The 23,664-nt window shown below is 58.7% G+C and carries 28 protein-coding genes, 1 tRNA gene and 1 pseudogene; 11 read left to right on the forward strand and 19 right to left on the reverse strand.

All coding sequences use genetic code 11. The features are described 5' to 3' along the window. Window positions 1-10: 10 nt before the first annotated feature. The 5 genes from V3W39_RS25370 to V3W39_RS25390 all read right to left on the reverse strand — a co-directional run bounded on the left by V3W39_RS25370 (window position 11) and on the right by V3W39_RS25390 (window position 4,757). Entirely contained in the window at window positions 11-451 is a 441-nt protein-coding gene (locus V3W39_RS25370) for a YqaA family protein (protein ID WP_330213559.1), read from the reverse strand. Window positions 452-454: 3 nt separating this feature from the next. Next, window positions 455-901 (reverse strand): DUF411 domain-containing protein, encoded by a 447-nt coding sequence (locus V3W39_RS25375; RefSeq protein ID WP_177076453.1) that lies wholly within the window; start codon window positions 899-901, stop codon window positions 455-457. 153 nt (window positions 902-1,054) lie between these two features. Then, the gene (locus V3W39_RS25380; RefSeq protein WP_177076451.1) at window positions 1,055-1,510 is read right to left on the reverse strand and encodes an SRPBCC family protein; all 456 of its coding nucleotides are present in this window, start codon (window positions 1,508-1,510) and stop codon (window positions 1,055-1,057) included. A gap of 90 nt (window positions 1,511-1,600) precedes the next feature. After that, complete coding sequence (locus V3W39_RS25385; RefSeq protein ID WP_177076449.1) at window positions 1,601-3,595, reverse strand: methyl-accepting chemotaxis protein; 1,995 nt, start codon at window positions 3,593-3,595, stop codon at window positions 1,601-1,603. A gap of 166 nt (window positions 3,596-3,761) precedes the next feature. Continuing rightward, window positions 3,762-4,757, reverse strand: a complete 996-nt coding sequence (locus tag V3W39_RS25390) for an aldo/keto reductase (RefSeq protein ID WP_330213560.1) — start codon at window positions 4,755-4,757, stop codon at window positions 3,762-3,764. 119 nt (window positions 4,758-4,876) lie between these two features. Here V3W39_RS25390 and V3W39_RS25395 point away from each other — a divergent pair, with 119 nt between their 5' ends. Next, window positions 4,877-5,794 carry a LysR family transcriptional regulator gene (locus tag V3W39_RS25395; protein ID WP_177114661.1) on the forward strand — a complete coding sequence of 306 codons (918 nt, stop codon included), beginning with the start codon at window positions 4,877-4,879 and terminating at the stop codon, window positions 5,792-5,794. Here the strand turns inward: V3W39_RS25395 and V3W39_RS25400 are convergent. After that, on the reverse strand, window positions 5,785-6,690 hold the full coding sequence (locus V3W39_RS25400) for an AraC family transcriptional regulator (protein ID WP_330213561.1): 906 nt from the start codon (window positions 6,688-6,690) through the stop codon (window positions 5,785-5,787). The genes V3W39_RS25395 and V3W39_RS25400 overlap by 10 nt on opposite strands. Before the next feature lie 102 nt (window positions 6,691-6,792). Between V3W39_RS25400 and V3W39_RS25405 the strand changes: the two genes are divergently transcribed. Genes V3W39_RS25405 through V3W39_RS25425 form a run of 5 tightly spaced genes read left to right on the forward strand, consistent with a single transcriptional unit; the run spans window position 6,793 to window position 11,226 of the window. Further along, window positions 6,793-7,353 carry a carboxymuconolactone decarboxylase family protein gene (locus V3W39_RS25405; protein ID WP_177041770.1) on the forward strand — a complete coding sequence of 187 codons (561 nt, stop codon included), beginning with the start codon at window positions 6,793-6,795 and terminating at the stop codon, window positions 7,351-7,353. A gap of 52 nt (window positions 7,354-7,405) precedes the next feature. Next, window positions 7,406-8,467: an acyl-CoA dehydrogenase family protein gene (locus V3W39_RS25410; protein WP_177041772.1), complete on the forward strand. Its 1,062-nt coding sequence runs from the start codon at window positions 7,406-7,408 to the stop codon at window positions 8,465-8,467. Further along, window positions 8,464-9,267, forward strand: coding sequence for an ABC transporter ATP-binding protein (locus tag V3W39_RS25415; RefSeq protein ID WP_177041773.1), 804 nt, complete (start codon window positions 8,464-8,466; stop codon window positions 9,265-9,267). The genes V3W39_RS25410 and V3W39_RS25415 overlap by 4 nt, the downstream gene beginning before the upstream one ends. Then, entirely contained in the window at window positions 9,254-10,453 is a 1,200-nt protein-coding gene (locus V3W39_RS25420; RefSeq protein WP_330213562.1) for an ABC transporter substrate-binding protein, read from the forward strand. The genes V3W39_RS25415 and V3W39_RS25420 overlap by 14 nt, the downstream gene beginning before the upstream one ends. Before the next feature lie 14 nt (window positions 10,454-10,467). Beyond that, entirely contained in the window at window positions 10,468-11,226 is a 759-nt protein-coding gene (locus V3W39_RS25425) for an ABC transporter permease (protein WP_177041958.1), read from the forward strand. A gap of 58 nt (window positions 11,227-11,284) precedes the next feature. Here the strand turns inward: V3W39_RS25425 and V3W39_RS25430 are convergent, their stop codons facing one another. Then, entirely contained in the window at window positions 11,285-11,422 is a 138-nt protein-coding gene (locus tag V3W39_RS25430; protein WP_003207572.1) for a hypothetical protein, read from the reverse strand. Between the two features lie 173 nt (window positions 11,423-11,595). On the opposite strand from V3W39_RS25430, the gene V3W39_RS25435 reads away from it, so the two are divergent. Next, the gene (locus V3W39_RS25435; RefSeq protein ID WP_177041777.1) at window positions 11,596-11,790 is read left to right on the forward strand and encodes a hypothetical protein; all 195 of its coding nucleotides are present in this window, start codon (window positions 11,596-11,598) and stop codon (window positions 11,788-11,790) included. A gap of 1 nt (window position 11,791) precedes the next feature. On the opposite strand, the gene V3W39_RS25440 is transcribed toward V3W39_RS25435, so the two are convergent. Then, on the reverse strand, window positions 11,792-12,169 hold the full coding sequence (locus V3W39_RS25440) for a fe2+ zn2+ uptake regulation protein (RefSeq protein ID WP_177041780.1): 378 nt from the start codon (window positions 12,167-12,169) through the stop codon (window positions 11,792-11,794). Window positions 12,170-12,409: 240 nt separating this feature from the next. Between V3W39_RS25440 and pvdQ the strand changes: the two genes are divergently transcribed. Further along, the gene (gene pvdQ, locus V3W39_RS25445) at window positions 12,410-14,707 is read left to right on the forward strand and encodes a bifunctional acylase PvdQ (RefSeq protein WP_330213563.1); all 2,298 of its coding nucleotides are present in this window, start codon (window positions 12,410-12,412) and stop codon (window positions 14,705-14,707) included. 213 nt (window positions 14,708-14,920) lie between these two features. Further along, window positions 14,921-14,994: transfer RNA gene (locus tag V3W39_RS25450), tRNA-Cys, on the forward strand. A gap of 146 nt (window positions 14,995-15,140) precedes the next feature. On the opposite strand, the gene V3W39_RS25455 is transcribed toward V3W39_RS25450, so the two are convergent. The 10 genes and pseudogenes from V3W39_RS25455 to V3W39_RS25500 form a co-directional block, all read right to left on the reverse strand. Beyond that, a complete protein-coding gene (locus V3W39_RS25455) occupies window positions 15,141-16,205 on the reverse strand; it encodes a phage integrase (RefSeq protein WP_330213564.1) in 1,065 nt (354 codons plus the stop codon). Window positions 16,206-16,208: 3 nt separating this feature from the next. After that, window positions 16,209-16,443: pseudogene (locus V3W39_RS25460) on the reverse strand (DUF4224 domain-containing protein). Further along, the gene (locus V3W39_RS25465) at window positions 16,443-17,435 is read right to left on the reverse strand and encodes a phosphoadenosine phosphosulfate reductase family protein (protein WP_330213565.1); all 993 of its coding nucleotides are present in this window, start codon (window positions 17,433-17,435) and stop codon (window positions 16,443-16,445) included. The pseudogene V3W39_RS25460 and the gene V3W39_RS25465 overlap by 1 nt, the downstream one beginning before the upstream one ends. A 49-nt stretch (window positions 17,436-17,484) precedes the next feature. After that, window positions 17,485-18,411 carry a hypothetical protein gene (locus V3W39_RS25470; RefSeq protein ID WP_330213566.1) on the reverse strand — a complete coding sequence of 309 codons (927 nt, stop codon included), beginning with the start codon at window positions 18,409-18,411 and terminating at the stop codon, window positions 17,485-17,487. Then, window positions 18,408-18,950 carry a phosphohydrolase gene (locus tag V3W39_RS25475; RefSeq protein WP_330213567.1) on the reverse strand — a complete coding sequence of 181 codons (543 nt, stop codon included), beginning with the start codon at window positions 18,948-18,950 and terminating at the stop codon, window positions 18,408-18,410. Before V3W39_RS25475 ends, V3W39_RS25470 begins: the two co-directional genes overlap by 4 nt. Continuing rightward, window positions 18,947-19,345 carry a hypothetical protein gene (locus tag V3W39_RS25480; protein WP_330213568.1) on the reverse strand — a complete coding sequence of 133 codons (399 nt, stop codon included), beginning with the start codon at window positions 19,343-19,345 and terminating at the stop codon, window positions 18,947-18,949. The genes V3W39_RS25475 and V3W39_RS25480 overlap by 4 nt, the downstream gene beginning before the upstream one ends. Before the next feature lie 57 nt (window positions 19,346-19,402). Beyond that, on the reverse strand, window positions 19,403-19,720 hold the full coding sequence (locus V3W39_RS25485) for a pyocin activator PrtN family protein (protein WP_177120626.1): 318 nt from the start codon (window positions 19,718-19,720) through the stop codon (window positions 19,403-19,405). Window positions 19,721-19,875: 155 nt separating this feature from the next. Beyond that, window positions 19,876-20,160 carry a phage antirepressor KilAC domain-containing protein gene (locus V3W39_RS25490; protein WP_330213569.1) on the reverse strand — a complete coding sequence of 95 codons (285 nt, stop codon included), beginning with the start codon at window positions 20,158-20,160 and terminating at the stop codon, window positions 19,876-19,878. Between the two features lie 9 nt (window positions 20,161-20,169). Continuing rightward, window positions 20,170-20,760: a hypothetical protein gene (locus tag V3W39_RS25495; RefSeq protein WP_330213570.1), complete on the reverse strand. Its 591-nt coding sequence runs from the start codon at window positions 20,758-20,760 to the stop codon at window positions 20,170-20,172. Continuing rightward, window positions 20,757-20,933 carry a hypothetical protein gene (locus V3W39_RS25500; protein ID WP_330213571.1) on the reverse strand — a complete coding sequence of 59 codons (177 nt, stop codon included), beginning with the start codon at window positions 20,931-20,933 and terminating at the stop codon, window positions 20,757-20,759. Before V3W39_RS25500 ends, V3W39_RS25495 begins: the two co-directional genes overlap by 4 nt. A gap of 169 nt (window positions 20,934-21,102) precedes the next feature. Between V3W39_RS25500 and V3W39_RS25505 the strand changes: the two genes are divergently transcribed. Further along, window positions 21,103-22,446, forward strand: a complete 1,344-nt coding sequence (locus V3W39_RS25505) for a hypothetical protein (protein WP_330213572.1) — start codon at window positions 21,103-21,105, stop codon at window positions 22,444-22,446. Here the strand turns inward: V3W39_RS25505 and V3W39_RS25510 are convergent. Continuing rightward, window positions 22,443-23,090: a LexA family protein gene (locus V3W39_RS25510; protein ID WP_330213573.1), complete on the reverse strand. Its 648-nt coding sequence runs from the start codon at window positions 23,088-23,090 to the stop codon at window positions 22,443-22,445. The two genes, V3W39_RS25505 and V3W39_RS25510, sit on opposite strands and share 4 nt — an antisense overlap. A gap of 100 nt (window positions 23,091-23,190) precedes the next feature. Between V3W39_RS25510 and V3W39_RS25515 the strand changes: the two genes are divergently transcribed. Next, window positions 23,191-23,427 carry a hypothetical protein gene (locus tag V3W39_RS25515; protein WP_330213574.1) on the forward strand — a complete coding sequence of 79 codons (237 nt, stop codon included), beginning with the start codon at window positions 23,191-23,193 and terminating at the stop codon, window positions 23,425-23,427. Window positions 23,428-23,664 lie beyond the last annotated feature (237 nt).

The following is a 23,664-nucleotide window of genomic DNA, read 5'->3' on the forward strand; positions in this document are numbered from 1 at the left end:
AAGTGGTCGTTTACCTGCCAGCGAACTGGCTCAACGTCAGCAGCGCCAGTATCCAGTACCGCGCACCCTTGGCCAGGGTCACGATCAGCAAAAAACGCCACAACGGCTCGCGCATCACCCCGGCCACCAGCGTCAATGGGTCGCCAATGATCGGCACCCAACTGAGCAGCAACGACCAATGACCCCAGCGTTGATAGTGGGTGCGGGCCTTCTCCAGGTGTTTCGGGCTGACCGGAAACCAGCGCCGCTCCTTGAAGCGCTCAACCGAGCGTCCCAACAGCCAATTGACCAGCGAACCCAATACGTTGCCAACCGTTGCAACCACAAGCAGCAGCCACAGGCTGTAATGCCCGCTGATCAACAGCCCCACCAGCACCGCCTCCGACTGCATCGGCAACAGCGTGGCGGCGCCGAAGGCGGCGAAAAACAGTCCCAGGTAACCGGCAAGCATCAATCAGCGTGCCGGGTAGTCAGCCACCACCACGTCCTTGCCTTCACGGGTCAGGCCGATGACTTGATAGGCATCACTGCTGCCGTCCATCTCCATGCCCGGCGAGCCCATGGGCATGCCCGGTGCCGCAATACCCAGCAAGTCATCACGCTTGCGCAAGGCGAGCACTTGGTCGGCAGGCACATGGCCTTCGACAAACTTGCCGTCGATCACGCCGGTGTGGCACGACGCCAGGCGCGGCGCCACGCCCAGGCGTTGCTTGACCTCACTCATGTTGGGTTCCACATGGTCATTGACCTTGAAACCGTTGTTTTCCAGGTGGGCAATCCACTTCTTGCAGCAACCGCAGTTGGCATCGCGGTGCACATCAATCGGGATCAACTCGGCGGCCTGGGCCAAGGGGCTCATAAGCAGGGCCGACAGTGCGGCCAGTCGCAGGGTGGTTTTCATCATCATCTCGTCAGATAAAGGGCAACAGGCGGCCATTCTCCGTGCTTTTTACAAAAGGATTTCCCAGGAGTGTTACGAGGTTTTACGAAAAACCGACAGCACCAGAATAACGGCCTGGTGCTTTCGGAAACTGAGGGGGGGATGACGGTTTTGTCAGGTAATCGAGGATTCCAGGCGCTGCTTGAGCTGATCAAGGGCCTGATTGGACAGCGCAACCATGCGCTCATGCAAGGTGGTCAGTTGCAGTTCGGTTTCATAGGTCAGGATGCGCTTGAACAGTGTGCCGCTGCCCTGGGTTTGCAGCAGATAGTGGATACAACCGTCGACGGCCAACGAAGTGAACGCCGTCTTGAACTCCCGCGGTCGCTGCGCAACCTGCACGCGATAGCTCATGGGTACCCGCACGCCCAGCAGGTCGATGGTTTCGGTAAAACGGTGCCCGGTGGGTAATGAACCGGTGATACCGGTGTCGGCGCCCAAGGACGTCGGATGCCATTCATGCCAGCGATCCGGTTGGGTGACATAGTCGTAAACGGTTTCGATAGGGGCCTGGATATAGCGTTCCTGACTGATCCGCTCCAGGCGGATCGGGTGCTCAACTGCATGCATGACACACCTCCTGTGTGGCGAGACTAAGCACTTTGAGCTGTCAGAATAGTCCGGCTCCCGCACATTGCACGGGAGTCGGCAGGCTATTTTTCAACGCACCTTGAAGCGTCCCATCAATGCAATAACCCGGCCATTTGCATCCAGCAGGCTCTGGGTGTTGTGTTCCGTGGCGTGGCCGCTTTGCACCAGCTCTTCGACCATATGGCGGATGTGCACCATGCTGCGGTTGATTTCCTCGGTCACCGCGCTTTGCTGCTCGGCGGCAGTGGCGATCTGGGTGCTGAGGTTGTTGATATGGCTGACGGAGCCGGCCATCTCATCCAAGCCCGTGTTCACCCGTGCGGTGGCATCAGCTGCGGACTGGCAGCTGGCCTGGGTGGCTTCCATGGCGGTCACCGAGGAACTCACGCCGGTGGTCAGGCGTGCGAGCATTTCGTTGATCTGCGAGGTGCTGGCCTGGGTGCGGGCGGCGAGGGCGCGCACTTCGTCGGCGACCACCGCAAACCCCCGGCCTTGTTCGCCGGCCCGGGCGGCTTCGATGGCGGCATTGAGGGCCAGCAGGTTGGTCTGGCCGGCAATGGCGCCGATCACCCCAAGGGTTTCGGTAATGCGCGCGGCGTCCTGGCGCATGTTTTCCACGGTGTGGGTGGCACTGGAGACCTCGCCGATCAACGCGCTGACGCTGCGGGAGGCTTCACCCACCACCACCCGCGAACGGTCGGCGTGCTCGTTGGCGCGCTGGGTGAACGCGGCGGTTTCGGCCGCATTCTCGGCCACGGTGTCGGCGGTGGAGCTCATCTCGGTGATTGCGGTGACGGTCTGGTCGGTTTCCGAGGCATGGCGCACCAGGATCTGGTTGGTCTGGGCCGACGTCTGCTGCAACTGTGCGAGGCTCGACGACATGGCGCCGGTGGCCTCGGTCACCTCGCCGATCATGTTTTGCAGGTAGACGATAAAGCGGTTTACCGAATGCCCGATCGCCCCCAGTTCGTCCTCGGCGCGGATGGTGATGCGCCGGGTGAGGTCGGCATCGCCGTTGGACAGCGCGTCGATATTGGTCTTCAGCGCGGTCATCCGGTGCACCAACTGCCGGATGGCATACACCTGCAGCAGCACCAGCAGCAGGATCATCGGGATTTGCAGCATCGCCAGGGTGCCTAAAACGTCATCACGCTGGGCGGTGATCAGCGAGGTCGGCAGTGCGGTGGCGAGGAACCAGGGCGTACCTTCGATCGGGCGCATGAAGAACGTGCTGGCCACGCCCTGATTGTCGAACTCGCTGCGCTGCAGGGATTGGTCGCGATGGGCCAGGCCGGCGCTGACCTGGGCCGCAAATGCGGAAGTGCCGGCCAGTTCGCTGATGTTCTTCAACACCACCGGGCCGCTGATGCGCGTGCTGTTGCTGATGATCTTGCCGTCGCCTTCGACGATCAGCATTTCGGCGCCGAGGTCTTTTTCCTTGCTGGCCACCAGGTCGTTGAAGAACCCCAGGGTCACGTCGATGGTGGCGACGCCGTACGCCGCGCCGTCACGCTGGATCGCCATCGCGCAGTTGGTGCGAGGCTCCTGGCTGGCGTCATCCTTGTAGGCTGCCGCCCAGGCGCACTGGCCACGGGGTGAGGCGAGCCCGCCCTTGTACCAGCTCTGGTCGTAATAATTGGGGGCCGCGTCGCTGTTCCAGAACGTATTGACCGCCAGCTTGCCCGAGGCATCGCGGTGCCAGAACGTGCTGTGCTTGTTACGCCCCGGCGTGCGCTGGTTAGGCAGTGGCCAGATGCCGCCGCCGAACACTTTCAATTCGCCGTACTGGTCCACCAGGCCTGGCAGCACCTTGTCGATGGCGTCGCTGTCCAGCAGTGGAATGGTTTGGGTGATGGTGCGTTGTTGGGCCTGGACCTTGTTCAACTCGCCCTGGATCTGCCCGGCCACTTCGGCAATGCGATTGAGCACCACCTGTTCTTCGGTGTGGCGCAGCGTGGGCGCCACCAACTGTCCGATGCCCACGACCGTCAATACGAATAACAACAGGACGAACAGCACCAGGAACAGGGTGTAACGGGCTTGGATAGAGCGCAATGAGGGCATGGGGTCGTCCTTACGAAGCGTTTATTGTGCGACGCGGCTTTGTTAGAGCTTCGAAGGGCTATCGGCTTGGGACGGGGGAGCTTTAGGTACCATGGTGCAAGAAAGTTGCACGGCATGCGTTGAATGATCGGAGCTGGCACGCCAGCCCCGATCCAGACCGGCCGGATTATTTATCCAGCATCTGCATGACTTCTTCCGGGTAACGCAATCCGGCGGTTGCATTGGCCGGGAAGATCGCCTCCAGGGCCGCCAGTTCGGTCGGGCTCAGCTTGACCTCCAGTGCCGCGACATTCTCTTCCAGGTACTTGCGCTGCTTGGTGCCGGGGATCGGGATCAGGTAGTCGCCTTGCGCCAGCACCCACGCTAACGCCAGTTGCCCGGCGGTCACGCCCTTGTCGGCGGCCAGTGCCTGCACTTGTTCCACCAGCAACAGGTTCTTCGCAAAGTTATCACCCTGGAAACGCGGGCTGAAGCGGCGGTAGTCATCCGCTGCAAAATCGTCCGGGCTTTTCAGGGCGCCGGTGAGGAAGCCCCGGCCCAGCGGGCTGTACGGCACAAACGCAATCCCCAGGCGCTGGCAGGCGGCGAGGCAGCCGTTGTCTTCCTGGTCGCGGCTCCATAGGGAATATTCGCTTTGCAGGGCGCTGATGGGGTGCACGTTGTGGGCGCGCTCCAGGGTGGCGGCCGAGGCTTCACTCAAGCCCAGGTAACGTACCTTGCCTTGCTTGACCAGTTCAGCCATGGCGCCGACGGTTTCTTCAATCGCCACTTCCGGATCGATGCGGTGCTGGTAATACAGGTCGAGGGTTTCCAGGCCAAGGCGTTTCAAGGTGCCGTCGATGGCGCTGCGGATGTACTCCGGCCGGCCATTCACGCCACGCAACGCCGGGTTCGACGGGTCGCGCACGATGCCGAACTTGCTGGCGAGAAACACCTGGTCGCGCTTGCCCGCGATGGCCTTGCCGATCAGTTCTTCGTTGGTGTGGGGGCCGTACATGTCGGCGGTGTCCAGCAGGTTGATCCCCAGCTCCAGGGCGCGGTGCAGGGTATATATGGCTTCGGTGGTGTCGGTGCCGGTGGTGTAGAAATCGGTCATGCCCATGCAGCCGAGGCCGATGGCGGAAACCTGGGGACCGTTTTTGCCGAGTTGACGAGTGTGCATGGGTCCAGCTCCTGTGTAGGGAAGGGCGCCATTGTTGCCCTCGACAAAAGCGGGATAAACCGGCTAAAACCACTATCACTATTATGAAATTCTAAACAATCCCTGAAGGAAGCCCGCCCGTGGACCGTTTTAATGCGATGCGTGTGTTCGTGCGGATTGTCGAATTGGGCGGCTTTGCCAAGGCGGCCGACAGCCTGCAACTGCCGCGCGCCTCGGTGACGATCCTGATCAAGCAACTGGAGGCGCACCTGGGCGTGCAGTTGTTGCAGCGCACCACGCGCCAGGTCAGCCCGACCCTCGACGGCGCCGCCTACTATCAGCGTTGTGTGAGCCTGCTGGCCGACCTTGAGGAAACCGAGGCGGTGTTCTCCACCAGCCGCCGCAACCCGCGCGGTACGTTGCGCATTGATATGCCGTCGGGGATCGGCCGGTTCCTGGTGATTCCGGCGCTGCCGGAGTTCACCGCGCGCTACCCGCAGATCGACCTGGAAATCGGCCTTAACGACCGCCCGGTAGACCTCATCCGCGAAGGTGTGGACTGCGTGTTGCGCGGTGGCCTGGCGCTGGACGAGTCACTGGTGGCGCGGCCGCTGGCAATGATGGACCAGGTGACCTGCGCCAGTCCCGGCTACGTGCAGCAGTTCGGCATGCCGTCGACACTGGATGATTTGACCGGCCATCTGGTGGTCGAATATTTCTCCAGCACCAGCGGCAAGCGCTATGGCCTGGAGTTCCAGATGGGCAATGACATACGGTTGGTGGACTTGCCCAAGCAAGTCGCAGTGAACAGCGCCGACGGCTACCTGGCGGCCTGTGAAGCGGGTTATGGGTTGGTGCAGACGCCTTACTATCACGCCGTTCGCCAGCTGGAAGCGGGCACGTTGGTGGAGGTGTTGGCGGACCTGCAACCGCCGAAGTTGCCATTGACCGCGCTGTACCCGCCGCACCGCCAGTTGTCACAACGGGTGCGGGTCTTTGTCGATTGGCTGGTGGAGCTTTGCGCCCGACCGGACAACGGGTTGCAGCGTCAGCCTTGAGCCTTGCGATAGGCACCGGGCTGAAACCCGGTGACTTTGTGGAAGGCCCGGGTAAAGGCCGCCACCGACTGATAGCCCACGGCCAGGGCTACGTCGGCCACGGTCTGGTCCTGCTTGAACAATTGGCAGGCGTGGCGCACGCGCATCATCAGCAGCACTTGCCCCGGCGACTGGCCGCACAGCTCATTGAAGCGCTTGAAGAACGCCGAGCGCGACAAGCCGGTGCAGGCCGCCATGCTTTCCAGGGTCCAGGGATCGGCGGGGCGGGCGATCAACTGCTCCAGCAGGCCGGCAAAGGCCGGTTGCCGGGCCAGCGCCGCGAGGCCGCCGAGTTCGGTGTTATCCAGCACCTGTTGGCGCAGCACATACAGAAACAGCAGGTGGCACAGGCGCTCCAGCAGCGCGGGCGAGGGCGCCGGTGTGCGCTCGCATTCCTGCAGGATCAGATCGAACAGGTTACGCGCGGCGGTCAACGAAGGGTCGCCGGCCCGCAGGATGATCCAGGCGGGCAGGCTGTCGACGATCATCGCCGACAACCCGGACTGGAAATGAAAGAACCCGCACACCAGGCCCACGCCATCGCTCGCCTGGCTGTCCAGCGCCACCATCGGTTTGCGCGGGCATTCCTGGGCGCCGGCGGCGGTGCCATCGCTGGACAAGCGGTACGCCAGGTCCCGCAGCAGGAAAACCGCGTCGCCATTGTTCAGCGGGTAGGGCGTCAAGTCGCCGTCGATGTGCATCCAGCATTGGCCTTGCACCACCAGATGAAAACTCGCGCTGGCCAAACCGTGGGTGCTGGCGTGCCAGTCGCCGCAGTAGCGCCCGACGTGAAACAGGCTGGTGTTGAGTTCAAGGCTATCTAATAACCAATCGACAAGCGCACTGGACGAATTCATCTAACGGAAAGACTCTAGAGCAAGTAATCGCTACTTTAGACTATTGAGCGGATTTTTTATAACCAACAGACTTGGTACACGAATCCATGAGGAGACCACTCCATGTCCCGCGTACCGATGCTAACCCTGGAAACCGCTCCTGAGGCGGCCAAGCCCTTTCTGGAAAATGCCCTGAAGGGTTCCGGGTTCATCCCCAATCTGCTGGCGGTGCTGGCCAATGCCCCGGCGGCACTGGAAACCTACATCACCGTGTCCGGCCTGAACGCCAAGTCTGACCTGAGCCTGGCCGACCGTGAGGTGGTGCAGCTGATTGCCGCCACCACCCACGGTTGCGATTTCTGCGTCGCCGGGCACACTGCCGTAGCGCGCAACAAGGCCAAGCTGCCGGAAGACGTGATCGACGCCCTGCGCCAGCGTGGTGAACTGCCCAACGCGCGTTATGAGACACTCGCCGAGTTCACCCGGGAAGTGATCGCTACCCGCGGTGATGTCAGCGATGCCGGCTTTGCCGCGTTCCGTGAGGCGGGCTACACCGACGGTAATGCGCTGGAAGTTATCCTGGGGGTGAGCCTGGCCACCCTGTGCAATTTCGCCAACGTGTTTGCCCGCACCCCGCTGAACCCGGAGCTGGCGCAATACCGTTGGGAAAAACCGGCAAGCTGAAGGCGCGCAAGCGTTCGCGATGGTAAACATGCTGTAACAAGGAGAAACATGAATGCTTGACCCAATCTTGAGCCGTTGGCTCGATGTTCAAGCGCAGGCCCTGGATGTGGGCAGTTGCGATCCGCAGGAAGTGCTGCCACGGCTGGCAGAGGCCAATGTATTACGTATCGGTGTGCCCAAGGACCTCGGTGGCCTGGGCGGCGATGTCACCGGCGCGGTGGAAGCCATCGCCGATGTGGCCAGCCATTCCCTGGCCTCGGCGTTTGTGTGCTGGGGCCAACGCTCGTTTATCGAATATCTGCTGCAAAGCCCTAACCAGCGGCTGCGTGAGCAATTGCTGCCGGACCTGCTGAGCGGCAAGCTGGCCGGGGCGACCGGGCTGTCCAACGCGATGAAGTTTTTGTCTGGTATCGAGACGCTGCAAATCAGCGCCGAGCCGACGGATGACGGCTGGAACCTCAATGGCCGCCTGCACTGGGTGACCAATCTGCGCAAGAACGGGTTTGTGGTGGCGGCGGCCATCGAGCATGCCCAGGGCGGCGCGCCGTTTATCCTGGCGATTCCGGATTCGGTGAGTGGCCTGCAACGCTCCCGCGACCTGGAGCTGTTGGGCCTGCAATCGAGCAACACCGCAGCCCTTGGCTTTGAAGCCGTGGAACTGAGCCGCGACTGGCTGCTGCACGAGGACGCACGCAAGTTCCTGCCGGCCGTACGCCCGGCGTTTCTCGGTTTGCAATGCGGCATGTCCATCGGCCTGGCCCGGCGTTCGCTGGCCGAGGTGGCCAATCACCTGGGCTCCAGCCGCACCGTATTGCGCGAAGAACTGGAAGTGTTGCGTACCTCGCTGGAACAGGCGGTCAACGACCTCAAGAAAGGCCTGCTGAGTGGCCGCTTCGGTACTGAACCGGTGCCGTTGTTCCGCCTGCGCATTGCCCTCGCCGAAATTGCCGCCAGCGCTGTTCAACTTGAACTGCAAGCCAGCGGCGGCAAAGCCTATTTGACCGCCCACGGCAGCGGCTTTGCCCGGCGCTGGCGCGAGTCGGCATTTGTGCCGATCGTGACCCCGAGCCTGGTGCAGTTGCGCACTGAGTTGAACCGTCAGGCCAATCTATGAGCCAGGCGGTATTGCACGCCCAGGGGATTTGCCTGGGGTACGCGGGTAATTCGGTGCTGGAAGGTTTTGACCTGCAACTGCAGCCGGGTGAAGTGGTGTCGATCCTCGGCCCCAGCGGCGTTGGCAAGTCCAGCCTGCTGCGGGTGCTCGCCGGTTTGCAGGCGCCCCAGGGCGGCAGCATCAGCCTGCTGGGCGAGCCGTTGGACGGCCCGCATCCGCGAGTGGCGGTGGCATTCCAGGACCCCAGCCTGCTGCCATGGCTGAGCCTGGAAAAGAACGTGGCCTTCGGCCTGGACTTCGCTCGCCAACCGCACCTCAGCCCTGAAGAGCGACGCAGCCGGATCGACCACGCGATCCACGCCGTAGGCCTTGAACACGCTCGCCAGCAATTCCCGGCGGCGCTGTCCGGCGGCATGGCCCAGCGCACCGCGTTGGCCCGCTGCCTGGCCCGCCAGCCGCAGGTGTTGCTGCTGGACGAACCCTTCGGCGCCCTGGATGAAGTGACCCGTGCCGACATGCAGCACTTGCTGCTCAAGGTCAATCGCGAGCAAGGCTCGGCGGCGGTGCTGATCACCCATGACATCGACGAAGCGCTGCTGCTGTCCGACCGGATTCTGCTACTGGGTAACCGCCCGGCGCGGACCCTCGGCGAATGGCGCATCGACCTGCCGCAACCGCGGGAAGAACAGGTGGAAGCCATCGGCATCCTGCGCATCGAGATTCTCAAAACCCTACGGCAGGCGAGCCGCACTAACCCCCAACCCAATGAACTGCTGGAGCCTTGCCATGTGTCTGGATGACCTCACTCACTCGCGCCGTGACTTTCTCAAACTCTCGGCCGTGCTCAGTGCCGCCGGGGCCTTGCCACTGCTCAGCAGCTTGCAGGCCCGGGCGGCCAGTGAGCCGGACGCACCGGTGCGCATCGGCTACCTGCCGATCACCGACGCCACGCCGCTGCTGGTGGCCCACAACAATGGCCTGTTCGAAGCCGAAGGCATCAAGGCCGAGCGCCCGGTGCTGTTGCGCAGTTGGGCCCAGGTGATCGAGGCGTTTATCTCGGGCCAGGTCAACGTGATTCACCTGCTGTCGCCGATGACCGTGTGGGCCCGTTATGGCAGCAAGGTGCCGGCCAAGGTCGTGGCCTGGAACCATGTGGGCGGCTCGGGCTTGACCGTGTCCCCGGGGATTACCGACGTGAAGCAACTGGGCGGCAAGTCGGTGGCGATTCCGTTCTGGTACTCGATCCACAATGTGGTGGTGCAGCAGCTGTTCCGCGACAACGGCCTGACCCCGGTGGCCCGCGCCGCCGGCAGCGCGATTGCCGCCAACGAGGTCAACCTGATCGTATTGCCGCCCTCGGACATGCCGCCAGCCCTGGCCAGCAAGCGCATCGACGGCTACATCGTCGCCGAGCCGTTCAACGCTCTGGCGGAGAACCTCAATGTGGGTCGCGTGCAGCGCTTTACCGGCAATGTGTGGCGCAACCACGCCTGCTGCGTGGTGTTCATGCACGAGCACGACCTGACCAACCGCCCGGAATGGTCGCAGAAGGTGGTGAATGCCATCGTCAAGGCCCAGGTCTGGACCCGCGACAACCGCGAAGAAGCGGTGAAGCTGCTGTCCAAGGACGGCGAGAACCGCTACACCCCGCACGCCGAGCCGGTGCTGCGCAAAGTCCTGGCGCCGGCTGCCAGCGACCGGGCGGCGTACCTCGCCGACGGCGCGATCCAGCACGCCAACTGGGACGAACACCGCATCGACTTCCAACCGTACCCATTCCCGAGCTACACCGAAGAACTGGTACGCCGCCTGAAAGACACGCTGATCGAGGGCGACAAGAAATTCCTCGCCGACCTCGACCCTGCCTTCGTCGCCAAAGACCTGGTGGATGACCGCTTCGTGCGTAGCGCCATCGCGGCAGTCGGCGGCATGAAGACCTTCGGCCTGCCGGAAGGCTTCGAGCGAAACGAGGAGATTGGCGTTTGAACCACGGCAAAACCTTGGCGTTGCCGGGCTGGCTGCTCGGCTTGAGCGGGCTGGCTGGCTTGTTGTTGCTCTGGTGGCTGGGAGTGAAGGTGTTTGGCAGTGCAGACGGTTTGTCTGCGCGGTTTTCGCTGTCGGCGACCTTCGCCAGCCTGTGGGAATTGTTGGGGCGCAGCGAGCTGTACCTGAACATTGCGGTGAGCCTCAAGCGGATTTTCGTCGGGCTGTTCCTGGCGTTGCTGATTGGCGTGCCGTTGGGCTTGCTGGTGGGCAGTTCGCGCAAGCTGGAGGCGGCGACCACGCCGGCCTTCCAGTTTCTGCGGATGATCTCGCCGCTGTCGTGGATGCCCATCGTGGTGATGTTGATGGGGGTGGGCGACCAGCCAATCTACTTCCTGCTGGCGTTCGCGGCGGTGTGGCCGATCTTGCTGAATACCGCGGCGGGCGTGCGTCAGCTTGACCCGCGCTGGCTGCAACTGAGCAAAAGCCTGAGCGCCACGCGCTGGGAAACCTTGCGCCGGGTGATTATTCCCGGGGTGATGGGGCATGTGCTGACGGGTGTGCGCCTGGCCATCGGCATTCTGTGGATTGTGCTGGTGCCGTGCGAGATGCTCGGGGTCAGTGCGGGGCTGGGTTATTACATCCTCGACACCCGTGACCGGCTGGCCTACTCGGAGCTGATGGCGATGGTGCTGCTGATCGGCCTGTTGGGGTTTGCCCTGGATGCGTTTGCGCGGTGGCTGCATCAGCGTTGGGTGCATGGTGCAAACAGTTAGGCCTGGCCTTTCACAACAAACCCGACGTGATGTCGGGTTTGTTGTTTATGCGGCGCGATCAGCGATGGTAATACCCAGGTCCGCCTTCGCTGTAGCGATGGTCGTGCCAACCGCCACCGCCGTGGGGGAATATGATGCAGCCACTCATGCTCAGCATGATCAGCAAGGGAATCAGCAGTGTGATTCGACGAAGCATTTCAAAATCCTCTAGGGTGCTCACAGGTTCAATCAGGCGTTGTGCAAGCCAAAGTTTTTCATCGCCTGTAACATGAGACCCCGCCGACCCCAGTCCATCCCCGGCAATGGGTATGTGCTTGGTGTGGCCGTCGATACAAAGTGGATACAATTTTTCAGCTTCAGGAACCCGTCATGACCCAAAAGCAACGTCTGAAATATTCGATTCTGATTTCCCTGGTGGTGCTGGGGACGATGTTTGGCCTGTCCTACCTGCAGACCAACGGGGTCATCAGCGAGAAAACGTTCCAGTACATCGCCATTGCCGTGGCGGTGACCGTGGTGGTGATCAACGGTGTGATGCGCCGCAAGGTCAAGCCTAACCTGTAAGTCAGGCCCGGCCCTCCAGGACTTTGGCAGCCTGCTCGTGCAGGCTGTAGCTCTTGTCGGCGTTCAGGGTGATCACGCCTTCGATGCACAGGCGCTTGAGCACCTCGCGCACGCTGAGAAACGACAGCGGGATGCCCAGCTCCAGCAAATGGCTGTGCACGCCCCGCACGCCGAGGGTGCGCTGGTTGTCGGCGGCGGTCAGCAGGGCGTCGATGACTTTCAGCCGGATCAGGCTGGTGCGCAGGCCAAAACATTTGAGCAAATGACGAATGCGCTGGTTGCCGTGTTCCGGCGCCTTGCCGAACGCCTGGTTGCCGGAGCCAAACGCGCCGTCATGCATGGATGAGTGTCCTTCCGTGGGCAGTTGCGGGTTGTACATGCAAAAACTCCTTATCAGAGCCTGATCAGGAAAATGATGGTGCTCTTACCTAATAAGACGTACGAGCAGCCGAAATCATGAAGTGCAGGATGTAGAAATTTTGTCGGTAACATCCTGGAGACATAAAAACCGCCGGCTCACGCCGTGGATCTTCTAAATTTTTCCGGGTGTTTACGTCTTTACTGAGGTGTTGGCGAAGCTGTCCCTCGTCACGGTGTTTAATTTGGCTGTGGAGTCTGCGTGATTATTTCCAACGGGTTGTTCAGGGTGTGCGTGGCTGGGGCGTTGCTGGGGCTGAGTCTTTGCGGCACGGCGCGGGTGCAGGAGCAACAGGCCTCGGCCGAGATTCGCCGTACCGGTTTTGGTGTCCCGCATATCCGGGCCAGCGACGAGCGCGGGCTGGGTTATGGCATCGGTTACGCCTACGCCCAGGACAACCTCTGCCTGTTGGCCAATGAGGTGGTGACGGTCAACGGCGAGCGCGCCAGGTACTTTGGGCCTGAGCAGGCCACCCTGGAAGGGCGCAACAACCTCACCAACGACGTGTTCTTCACCTGGCTGAACACGCCCGAGGCCGTTGCGGCGTTCTGGAAGGCACAGACCCCGGCGATGCAGCAGCGCATCGAAGGGTATGTCGCCGGCTACAACCGTTACCTCAAGGAGCGTACCGCCCAGGGTTTGCCGGCGCAGTGCCAGGCGGCATGGGTACGGCCGATCACGGCTGAAGACCTGGTCAAGGTGACCCGCCGGCTGCTGGTGGAAGGTGGCGTCGGGCAGTTTGCCGAGGCCTTGGTGGGCGCCACGCCGCCGAATGCCGTCGCCCAAATGGACGCCAAGGCGTTTGAGGTGGCCGCCGCCAACCAGCAACGCTTCGCCCTGGACCGCGGCAGCAACGCTGTTGCCGTGGGCCGCGACCGCTCGTTCAACGGCCGCGGCATGCTGCTGGCCAATCCGCATTTCCCTTGGGTGGGCGGCATGCGTTTCTACGAGATGCACCTGACCATTCCCGGCCAACTGGATGTGATGGGCGCTGCCTTGCCGGGGCTGCCGGTGATCAACATCGGCTTCAACCAGCACGTGGCCTGGACCCACACGGTCGATACCTCCAAACATTTCACCCTGTACCGCCTGACCCTGGACCCGAAAGACCCGACCCGCTACCTGCTGGACGGCAAATCCGTGCCCATGGACAAAGCCACTATCAAGGTGACGGTGAAAGCCGCCGACGGCACTACCAAGCAACAGTCCCGCACCGTCTACAGCTCGCAGTTCGGCCCGGTGGTGCAATGGCCGGGCAAGCTGGACTGGGACAACAAATATGCCTTCAGCCTGCGGGATGCGAACCTGGGCAACGACCGGGTGCTGCAACAGTGGTACGCGATGAACCGCGCCGCGAACCTCAAGGACCTGCAAGCCTCGGTGCACACCCTGCAAGGCATCCCGTGGGTCAACACCGTGGCGGCGGATGACCAGGGCCAGAGCCTGTACATGAACCTGTCGGTGGTGCCGAACGTCAGCGCGAAAAAACTCGCGCAGTGCAGCGACCCGCGCGTCGGCCTGCAGTTCATCATGCTCGACGGCTCCCGCAGCGCCTGCGCCTGGGACATAGACCCGCGCGCCGCCCAGGCCGGGATCTTCCCGGCCGATCAACTGCCGCAATTGCAACGTACCGACTATGTGCAGCACTCCAACGACTCGGCATGGCTGGTCAACCCCAAGGCCCCGTTGACCGGTTTCTCACCGGTGATCAGCCAGGAAAAAATCGGCCTGGGCCCGCGTGCCCGTTTCGCCTTGCAGCGCTTGCAGGAACTCGACAAGCAGCCGATCAAGGTCATCGATTTGCAAAACATGGTCATGGACAACCAGGTGTACCTCGCCGGCCAGGTCATGCCTGACTTGCTGAAATTCTGCGCGGGTGCCGACGCCGGCGTGAAATCAGTGTGCGACAGCCTGAAAAGCTGGGACCAGCGGGCCAACCTCGACAGCGGCCTGGGCCTGGTGCACTTCATCAACCTGGCGGAGCAACTGGCACAGGCGCCCGATGCGTGGAAGGTGGGCTTCGACCCGGCACAACCCTTGACCACGCCGCGTGGGCTGGCGGTCGAGCGAGCAAACGTGGCCAAGGCACTGCATGACGCGATGCTGGCCTCAGCCGCCGACGTGGCCAAACGCGGGCTGACCGCCGACAGCCGCTGGGGTGATATCCAGGTCTCGGGCCAAACGCCGATCCATGGCGGCCCGCAAGAGCTGGGCGTGTACAACGCCATGCAAAGCGTGCCTCGGGCGGATGGCAAACGCGAGGTGGTCAGCGGCAGCAGCTACCTGCAGATCGTGACGTTTGACGAGAAGGGCCCGAAGGCCGAGGGCGTACTGGCGTTCTCCTTGTCCAGCGACCCGGCGTCGAAATACTTCAAGGACCAGACCCAGGCGTTCTCCGAGAAAAAGCTCAGCCCGCTGCCGTTTACCGAAGAGCAGATCAAGGCGGACCCGCAGTACCAATTGCAGGTTATCCGTGACAAGGAAGAGGCCGGGCGGTAGGGTAGCCCACGGGAATCGATGCCCCTTGAGAGAATATTTTTTGAAATCAAGGGGTTGCAAGCCCTGGCAAATGAGTACATAATTGCGCCCATCGAACGCACTGAAGCATTAAAAACTTCAATGTTTTCAATGAGATAGAGTAGAGGCAAGCTTCACACAGCCCACTCAAGTTTGTATGCGGTGAATGTCGGTTGTAAGGCATTGATCGTTTGAGGCCGAGTAGCAAAATGGTTATGCAGCGGATTGCAAATCCGCCTACGCCGGTTCGATTCCGACCTCGGCCTCCACTCTTAGAAACCCCGTAGATCAATGATCTACGGGGTTTTTTATTGCCTGTGATTTTGGATGTGTTCCGCAACTTTTGAGATGTGTTCCGCAACCCCTAAGCTTTTTGATCGAAATCAGAGTGCAGAACAGCACCTGGCGGGGGTATTTACTTCGTGGGATTAACGATCTCTCCGACCCGCCGATAGACTTTCTTCGTCATCTCCTCTGTGGAGTGGCCGAGCAACCGGCTTGCATGTGTCAGCTCGATCTCGCTGGCGGCTTTCGGGCGTATGTCCTTGAACTGAAACTGACGTATAAGCACAGCGAGGGCAGGATCACCGTCGGCCCCGGCCTTGATGGCAGCTTTATCCCTCGCCTCATCCCAACGGTTGCGGAGCATCTGCTGACTCATCCGAAGGCCGGAGGCGTTCGTGATCAGTGTCGAGGTCTTGATGCCATTCAACGCTCTGCGTTCTAGCAGGTTGTCCAGGAACTGACTGAGCGCAGATTGTTCGCCGGCATCGTCCAGGCGGATACGCAGAAGCTTGCCACCCTTACCCTGGCGGATGCCCACAAACCCGTCGTTCAGATCGGTAGTCGCCACCTTGAGCACATCAGCGGGGCGCTGGCCAGTTAGGTAGGCCAGGTCCATAGCATCCCTTAGTTCCTGCATGGCCTCTGCATACACCGCATTCCACACGACTTCACCGGCGTAGTAGTCCCTCGGTTTTTCCTTGTTACGGCGTACGCCAAAGCAAGGATTGGCATTGTTGGTTAGGCCCCACTCGCGCGCGATCGTGAACATATGTGACAGCAGCGCAATTTCTCGGTTGGCCCTAACCTTGGCGGTTCTGGCATCTCGATACTGCGCAACCACCTGAGGAGTGATTGAGTCGAGAGGTGCGTTCTCAAATGCCTTCCGCAGCTGTTTCAGTTCCTTGCGGTTATCGGACTGTGTCCGTATTGATTTGGTCGGAACGATCTTTTTTTCGTACCTGTCGAACAGCGCGCCCAGCAGATGATTGGGCTTTGGAGGTGCGCGGTGTTCCAGCCGAGCCCACTCGACTTTCGCTGCGTCGAGATCGCTTCCAAGCGGTATTTCCTTTCGGTTGCCGTCGGCGTCCCTGCCGTTGTAGTAGTACGAGGTCCACACGGCGCCGCTTTTACGCTTGCGGGTGCGCCGTATCATTCGAGGTGGAAGGTCGCGATTGGCTATGCTTTTCTGGCGCATCAGTTAGCTCACGTTCGCTAGGTCGAGCGACCAAGTTTCAGTCACGGAATTGACCGCAGAAGGTCTGACACCAGCGAGTTTTAGTCGGGCATAAACCCTGCCCACGACTGGGCGGAGCGCCCGTCAAAACGAACTCCCAGTGGTTTTTGGCTAACCATTGGATTTGCTTTGATGGGATCAGGTAGCCGGTGATCGTGGCCAATTCTTCTTCTGTAAGTGTTTCGGTTCTGAGTTCCATCATGCGACTTCCCTGAACTTCACTGGCTCCCAGGTTGATTCACAGAGCCCATAAGCACTGGCGCAGGCCGTCTTATCTGCGCCTGTTGTCAGTAGGTCGTACTGAATTCCGCCTCGGGCGGTCTTGGACCATTCGACTGCCTGCCGGATGCTCGCGATCTCCATGACCTCTAGGGCTGTCATATCGGTTATTGTGCCTTTCGGGTGCTTAGCATTGGAGCCAGCGAAGAATGTGGCGGCTCCACGCTTGCTGGCCTGCTGAACGATTCGCTCCCAGCGATCGATTCGGTCAATAACCTCAGGGAATCGAAGCGCGATTTCGCGCAGTTCATCCTTACGGCAGTTGATGCAGGGCATGCAGCCCACGCGGCCCATGCCTTGGGAGTACAGCGGGTTCGGCTTGATGCCCATATATCGGTGTGCTTCGAAAACCGCTGGAATATCCCACTTCAAAATCGGTCGGTAGTTGAACAGGCCTCCGCCAACTTCATCGCACTCGGTCAGATAGCGCCTGTTTAACGACTCATCAGCGCGCACACCCTGCCAGCTTATTATCATCTCGCCTTGACCCATGAGGGGCATCACGACCTGTTCCAGCATAGGATCGCGTTTCAGCTCCATGGTGCAAAACTGAGCTTTGCGGCTGGGGAACCGACCTTTCCAGATACATAGGTCAAGAAAAGGATTCCCGGTGGGCCGCAGGACGTCGAGTGCTGCCAGCACCACCGCTTCGGGAACACCTTGCTCCCCCCATTTCGTTTCGATGAACCGCCGTTTACCTGCGATGCGCTGGGTGAAGTCAGCGCGAACCCGGGTAATTTTTGTGTGTGTTGCTTGTTCCAAATAGTTAAGGTAATCGTAGGTTTGCTGGTGCTCGTTGCCGGTGTCAGCGAAGACGGCCTGCAGGTTGGGTACCTCTTGAGCAATAGCGATCAATAGCGTCGCGGTGCTGTCCTTTCCTCCGCTCACCGATACTATGTTGTGTGTACTCATGAATCCCATCCTTGTGCGGGCTTCACGTAATTCAAGAAGCTTATGCAAGTTAAGAAAAAAAACGGAGTAGCGAAGAGCAATGAAGCTGGAAATTCCTGAACAAATGGTTGTAGGAACTCTTTGGGCTGTGTGGTGTTTGATGATCGGTAGCGCAGGCTTGTGGTTGCTCGCCGGAGCTGTGTCTTATTGGGTCAGGAATGGGATGCTGCCACCGGATGCTGCCGGGTGGGTACAAGCGGTCGGTGCGGTTTTTGGTATTGCGATTGCGATTGCCGTTCCGTGGAGTCAGAAACGTCATGAAATGGCTATCAGAGCTGATGAGAGAAACGCACGTGAGGTTGCCCAGTCCGAACAGCTTCTTTGTCTTTGTACTGAGGTCCGTAAGGTTGTTCAGCTTCAACAGCCTGAGCCAAGAAGTAAATTTGACAACTACTATGCTCAGGAATATTGCAAAGGGATTTACACTGGCCTTCTCGCGAGGTTGACCGATATTCAAAGGAGCGAGGTCAACTCCCAGAGATTGAACATAGGCCTCAGCCTTCGGTTTGAGCTTCACGCTTGGGTGAGTTGTTTCGGGGGGCAAGAGTCTCCCTCGCTCGATGATGTTCGCAGCAAATGTTGGAACAGTATTCCAATCCTTCAACGTCTCGAGTCTCAAGCGAGCGATGAAGTACGTAGGCTCGGTGGGCAACCATCGCTCGTATTTCTCTAAGCACTGTAAATTGATTGTTTGCCATATAGTCATATACCCCACGACAGGCTGCGCGAGCGGGCGCTTCTGAGCGTTTAGCGTTGCATCAGCGAGCGCCGCCCCGCGCAGCCTTTCGTGGGGTATAACTGCCCCGCCAGTGGCGCTGGAAGAGGCAATATTGCTTGCTGCTGCGCAGCAGAGGCTGTTTGTTTCTAGCGTGTTGACACTCACGGGAGTGCGGAGCAATGCGGGCAGGGTGCTGATATTATCCTGGTGGTTCTTCATGCCGCTTTCCTCCGGTGTTCAATAGCGAGTTGGTCCATCAGGCGCTGGTGGTAGGTGTTGCGTGCTTCTGCGGCAGGCCATGGGCGAATGGTTTCAACCATGGGCTCGACGCCGACCAAACAATCCCAGATAGCCGGATCGGTTGGCATGAGGTCGCGGCGCTCGGTGGCCAGCGCAATCAGTTCAGCCTGGTGTATGCATGCGGGTAGATCGAAGGCCAGGTCGAAGCGCTCACAGACACGCCCCCATACAACGTCCTCGAATCCTCGGTAGTCGGGCATCCACTGTTTGAGTGGCCGGGTCATATTGCCCAGGTACGCCTCGGGCGCATCGTGGAGCAGGGCCGCCAACTTGTGTTCCTCCGGCACCAGCTCGGCGACGATGCAGCTGTGTTGTGCCACGCTGTAAAATTCGCGGGTGTGGCCGTTGAACCGACACAGGTGTGCCAACGAGTGCGATATGTCCCGTGGGTCGATCATGTCGGCGTCTGGCTCGTACAGGTTGAAGTACTTGCCGGTGACGGTGAGGATGAAGTTCATGCTGCATCCTCCTGAGTGAATGGATCCAGCAGGGCAGCCATGCTGAGTGCCTTGTCACGTAAAGCAAGTGCTTGCGTTGCCTGGCTCTCGGATCTCACTGCTCGGAAGGTGTCGGCCGCAAGCTTGAGCTTTTCGGCGATGGCCAACAGAGTGAGTCGATCTTGTGGTTGGAGATCCAAGATAAGTTGTAGACGCCGGCATCGTTCGGTGACTTGCTCAAGCTCGGTAGAGCTTGCTGACTCGCCCTGGTCCATCCCTTCCATAAAACCTTGAGCGTGGCCGTCGTCGTAGCCCTCAGCTCGACCATCCGTTAGGCCGCCCTTGTAGCCGACCCAATAGAGGATCCCAAGCGCGATAACGATGCTGATCAGTGCGCAGATTTGAATTGAAGTCATGTGGTGTGCTCCTGGTGGTTTTTTGGCTGGTGGTGGCAGCCGTTGGGTTAACTGGTGTTACTCGGTTGATTCGGTTTCGGGTCTCGGCATGTCTTCATCTGCTCGGTAAGCGCGGATGTCGATCAGGGCGGCGACGTGCTTGATGTGGGCGTACCTCAATGCCTTGGCGCTGTGGTCCAGAGTGGTCACCGGCAGTTGGATGCGACCGGCGTTGATCGCCTCGATGAATGTCTTTTCATTGAGATTCTTGAAGTAGTGCACGCGCAGCTTTTCCAGTGGAATAAGCACGTCGCCGAAGAGTTGATGCAGCATCTCGACGGTCGCGCTATCTGGCGCGGGTTGCAGCCGCAGCGGTGTTTGACTGGTGTTGCTCATGGGCCTCGGCCTCCTTGCGTTTGAGTCGTGATGGATGGTTCCAAGCATTCAGGCAATGACGCTTGGTCAGCTCCCGCAGATGCTCCGGCACTTCGAGGAGCGCGGCGTTGCGCTCCTCGCGTGTGCGCATGGCGACGATCTGGCGGGCGTACTCCCTAGGCCACGTCACGGTTGTCTGCCGGGATGGCTGGCAGTTCGAGCCCCAGTTGCTCGGCGAGCCAGGGCATACCGGCTTGTCGGACCTTGGTCGACTGGTTGTACTGCATGCCCGCGGTCTCGTGGTACCAGTTGCCGTTCTTGATCCGCAGGTACTCACGGTCACGGACGGGGAAGGCTGGCAAGTTGCGGTCGTTGAGCAAGCCCTTTTCACGCATGAGCGCGATCAGCTTGGGGCGAGTGATGCCGAAGTACTTGGCGGCTTTTTCCAGGCTACGTTCCATCACGGCCTCCTACGCTGCATGCGCGGCAGGTGTAGCTGCTGCGGCCAAGTGGTTGATGGATTCGACGACCATGCCGTACAGCTCCACGTCGGTCCCGTACACGGTGAAGCACTGAGTGCGCGGCGACTTCACGCCGATGCTCATGATGGTGGTGATGCCGGAGCGGGTTTTGTTGCGGTGAACCGCCAGGTAGATGGGCAGCTCGAAGCCCAGGTCGAGACTGATCGACCCTCCCGTGCGCACCAGCTCGAACACTTGCTGCTTGTGTTCAACATCAAACGCGCCAAAGCGGCGGTTTGTGTGGAGAGTCGGCGGTGATTCAGGCAGTACGGTGGGATCGGCCGGCCCATTGGCAATTTCTTCGATGAAGTCGGCCAGCTTGAGGTGCATTTTTTTGCTGTTGGTCAGGGTCAGCGTGTGGCGTTCGCTCCCCAGCTCAACGGTGAAATGCGTGTCCGCTTTGCTACGTTCAACTTTCAGGCGGAAAGCCAGCACATCGCGCCGTGGTGTGGTGCGCAACGTGTGGTTGAAAGTCTCGCTGAGGTTGACCTGGGCATGCAGCAGGGCAAGGGTCCGGTTGTCGAGTTTGAACTTGCTCATGCTGCGTGCCCTCCGCCGTTCGGATCGAACGGTGCGGGCGCGGTGCGCTCTTTCAGCTTGGGTTTGGATGCGATGAAGGTGCACCCGCAATCTTGCGCCAGGCGGCGAATTTCGAAGATGCGGAAGGGGTTAGCAGCGGCCGGATGGACGTGCAGGGTGGCAGTGGTGTGCATGGTGTTGCCTCGCTCTGTGGTGGAAGAGTGAGGAGTAAAATAACCTACAAGGTTATTCAGTCAAGAAAAAAATAACCTTAATGGTAAATCTTCAGTTTGCGCACCTATCTGGATCTCTCTTGGGAATAGAGATAGCATGATGCCATCGTATGAAAAGGACCTTACAGAAATGACTAGTTTTTCAGATGGATTGGAAGAGTTAACTACAAAAATATTGGCACTAACATTTAATGTAACGTCGATAACCGATCTATTTAGCACAACGGTTTACTATTCGCCTCTGCTCAAACCTGAAGATCCAGCAAAGGCAGCCATCGATATCGATAAACGCGAGCGAACGTTCTCCTGTCAAAATCCGGTCTTTTTAAGAAAGATTGATTTTTTCGGTGTGAATACTAAGAATTTGGAGCTGACTGTTTTCACGTCTGAGGGTGTTGCCAGAAAAATAGCAATTTACGAATATGCAAGTGGCAGTTTTGCGCTTGTTCATGAATTCTGTGTAAAGTTCACACTCCGTTCAAAAGGTACATTTGCAAAGCCAAAACTTTCTGGGATAAAAATTTTTGGCTTTGACTTTAAGCATCAGCAAAAGATGCGAACTGCACTTACTGAGTTTGTGTCAGTAAATTATGAACTTACTGGTTTTTTAGCGGACGCAAAGAAAACTGTGGCGGCTCAAGAGTTGCGTAACTCTAACGCTGTTGCAGTTTTGGCAGAGACTCAAGAAAGTCTAAGTGCAACAGAGGGAGAGTTGGTCGAGGTCGCAGATATCCTTGCTGCAAAAAACAAAGAGCTTTTGGATGCGGAAGCACGTCTAAAGGCGGCAGAGGTTATTGCAGCGAGTATGAACTCTGAGATAGAGGCGAAGAGAAATAACATACAGCAATTAGAGAGAGAGTCTAAAAAGCTAAATATAGATGTCGCCGATTTAAATCAGGAGTTGTCATCTTTGGTTAATGATCGTAGTGTGATTTCTGACGAATATTCCGACTTTGTAAAGGAAGGCAAGGGGCAGGCTGCAATCTACATAAAGTTAATGGCGTTACCCGTACTGGTGATGGCGGGCAGTGTGGCGGTTCTGTTCAATGGTGCTAATGATTTGATCGTAGGGCATTACGAAACGAGTCAGGATATTATGGCGTCTATTTTGCTGAGAGTTCCCTTTGCTGCAGCAGTAGGCGGTGCCATATACTATTCATGGATAATTGGTTCAAGCTTTATGAAAAAGATTTTTGAAATTCAGGAGGAGCGTTTGACGCTTGCCAAATTACTTGTTTTGGCAAAAAACACTGTTTTTTCTACTGCGGAAGATCTTGGTGTTGATGCTAAAGAAAAGTTTCATCTCAGAACTAGATTGAAAATCGAAATGCTTAAATCACATTTAGCAAAAAACTTGGGAGGGGGTATAACTTTATCTGAATTGGATCCTAAGCAAAAAGAGCCAAAAAGGACTTCTGAAGAAACGCCTTCACATGCAGCTAAACCAGTTGTGAGTGAGCCTGAAGAAGCTTAAAGATCTGAAATTATCCAACGTGCTCTCCCGCATATACTCCATTCTTCTGTCATGCGAATAATGCGATCTGGCCAGTCAGGGTTTAATGCGTACAGGTACTTTTCGTTACCTTCTTGGCGAAGCTGTTTTAGTGTTGCAGCTTGATCACTGGAGCGTTTTGCTGCTACGTAATGTCCTGGTAAAGCTTCCAGTGCTGGGTCTATTACAATTTTATCGCCTTCTTTAAACTTGGGCTCCATGCTCATTCCCTCTACTCTTAATATGAAGGCTTTAGGTCCAACAGGACCTGGAGCATCGATCCATTCCTCTGCGTCTCTTGCGTCAAAATTACTATTGGCTTCACACCAAGCTCCGGCGGCAATAGATCCGATCACTGGTAGCTTGCGGCCGGTATGACTAAGTATTGTGGCGTTATTGAACTCACCTAGTCCAAATGGCATATCCAGATAGCCGTTATGTAGCTTCAGGGCCTTCTCAATTTCGCGAGCAATTTGATCACCGATGCCCTTCGTTGGATTTTTACCTCCAAAAGCGCTCACCTGAGCAGGTGCTTTGTCCAGAAGCTCGGCTATGTCTGTCAGACGAAGCTTCCGTTCGGCTATCACACGTCGGAAATTTTGCAGTCGGGTATCGGAAATTTTCATGTGCAGATTTTGGACCTATTAACCTTTCGGGTGAATACCCCTTTAGGTGTTGCAAAAATTAACCTTTATGGTTAAATTCGCCTTCAAGGAGGTACACATCATGAAATTACGCGATTACATCAATCATTTGGACTCCGATGCGATTACTGCTTACGCAGGACGTTGCCGTATCGCTGTCAGCTACCTACGGCTGCACGTTAAATATGCGAGCAAGGATCCAAGCGTTTCACTGATCAAGTCATTAGCTCGTGAGAGTGAGGGCTCAGTTTCGCTTGCTGAGGTTCTGGAGCATTTTGGGGTCATCGAAACCCCTCCTACCAAAAAAGCCGCAGCATAGATAGAAAAAAGGCGACCCAAGGGCCGCCCAGTTCCTCCCGGCACACACCACCACAGTGCTGTCGGGTCGCGTTAAAGAGTTGCGGGCACACCACATGCAAACCACCTCTCTTTACCGCGCTACCAAGACACGGACGTCTTGGGTTGCTGCCTTTTCCACCACAGATTGGGCAGCTGTTGCGCCAGAGGTGAACAACGGATTGTTCGCCTCGGCACGGTGCCGGTTCGATCCCTAGAT

Origin of the sequence: Pseudomonas sp. Z18(2022) (assembly GCF_036346535.1) — a bacterium.
GTDB classification, from domain to species: domain Bacteria; phylum Pseudomonadota; class Gammaproteobacteria; order Pseudomonadales; family Pseudomonadaceae; genus Aquipseudomonas; species Aquipseudomonas yamanorum_A.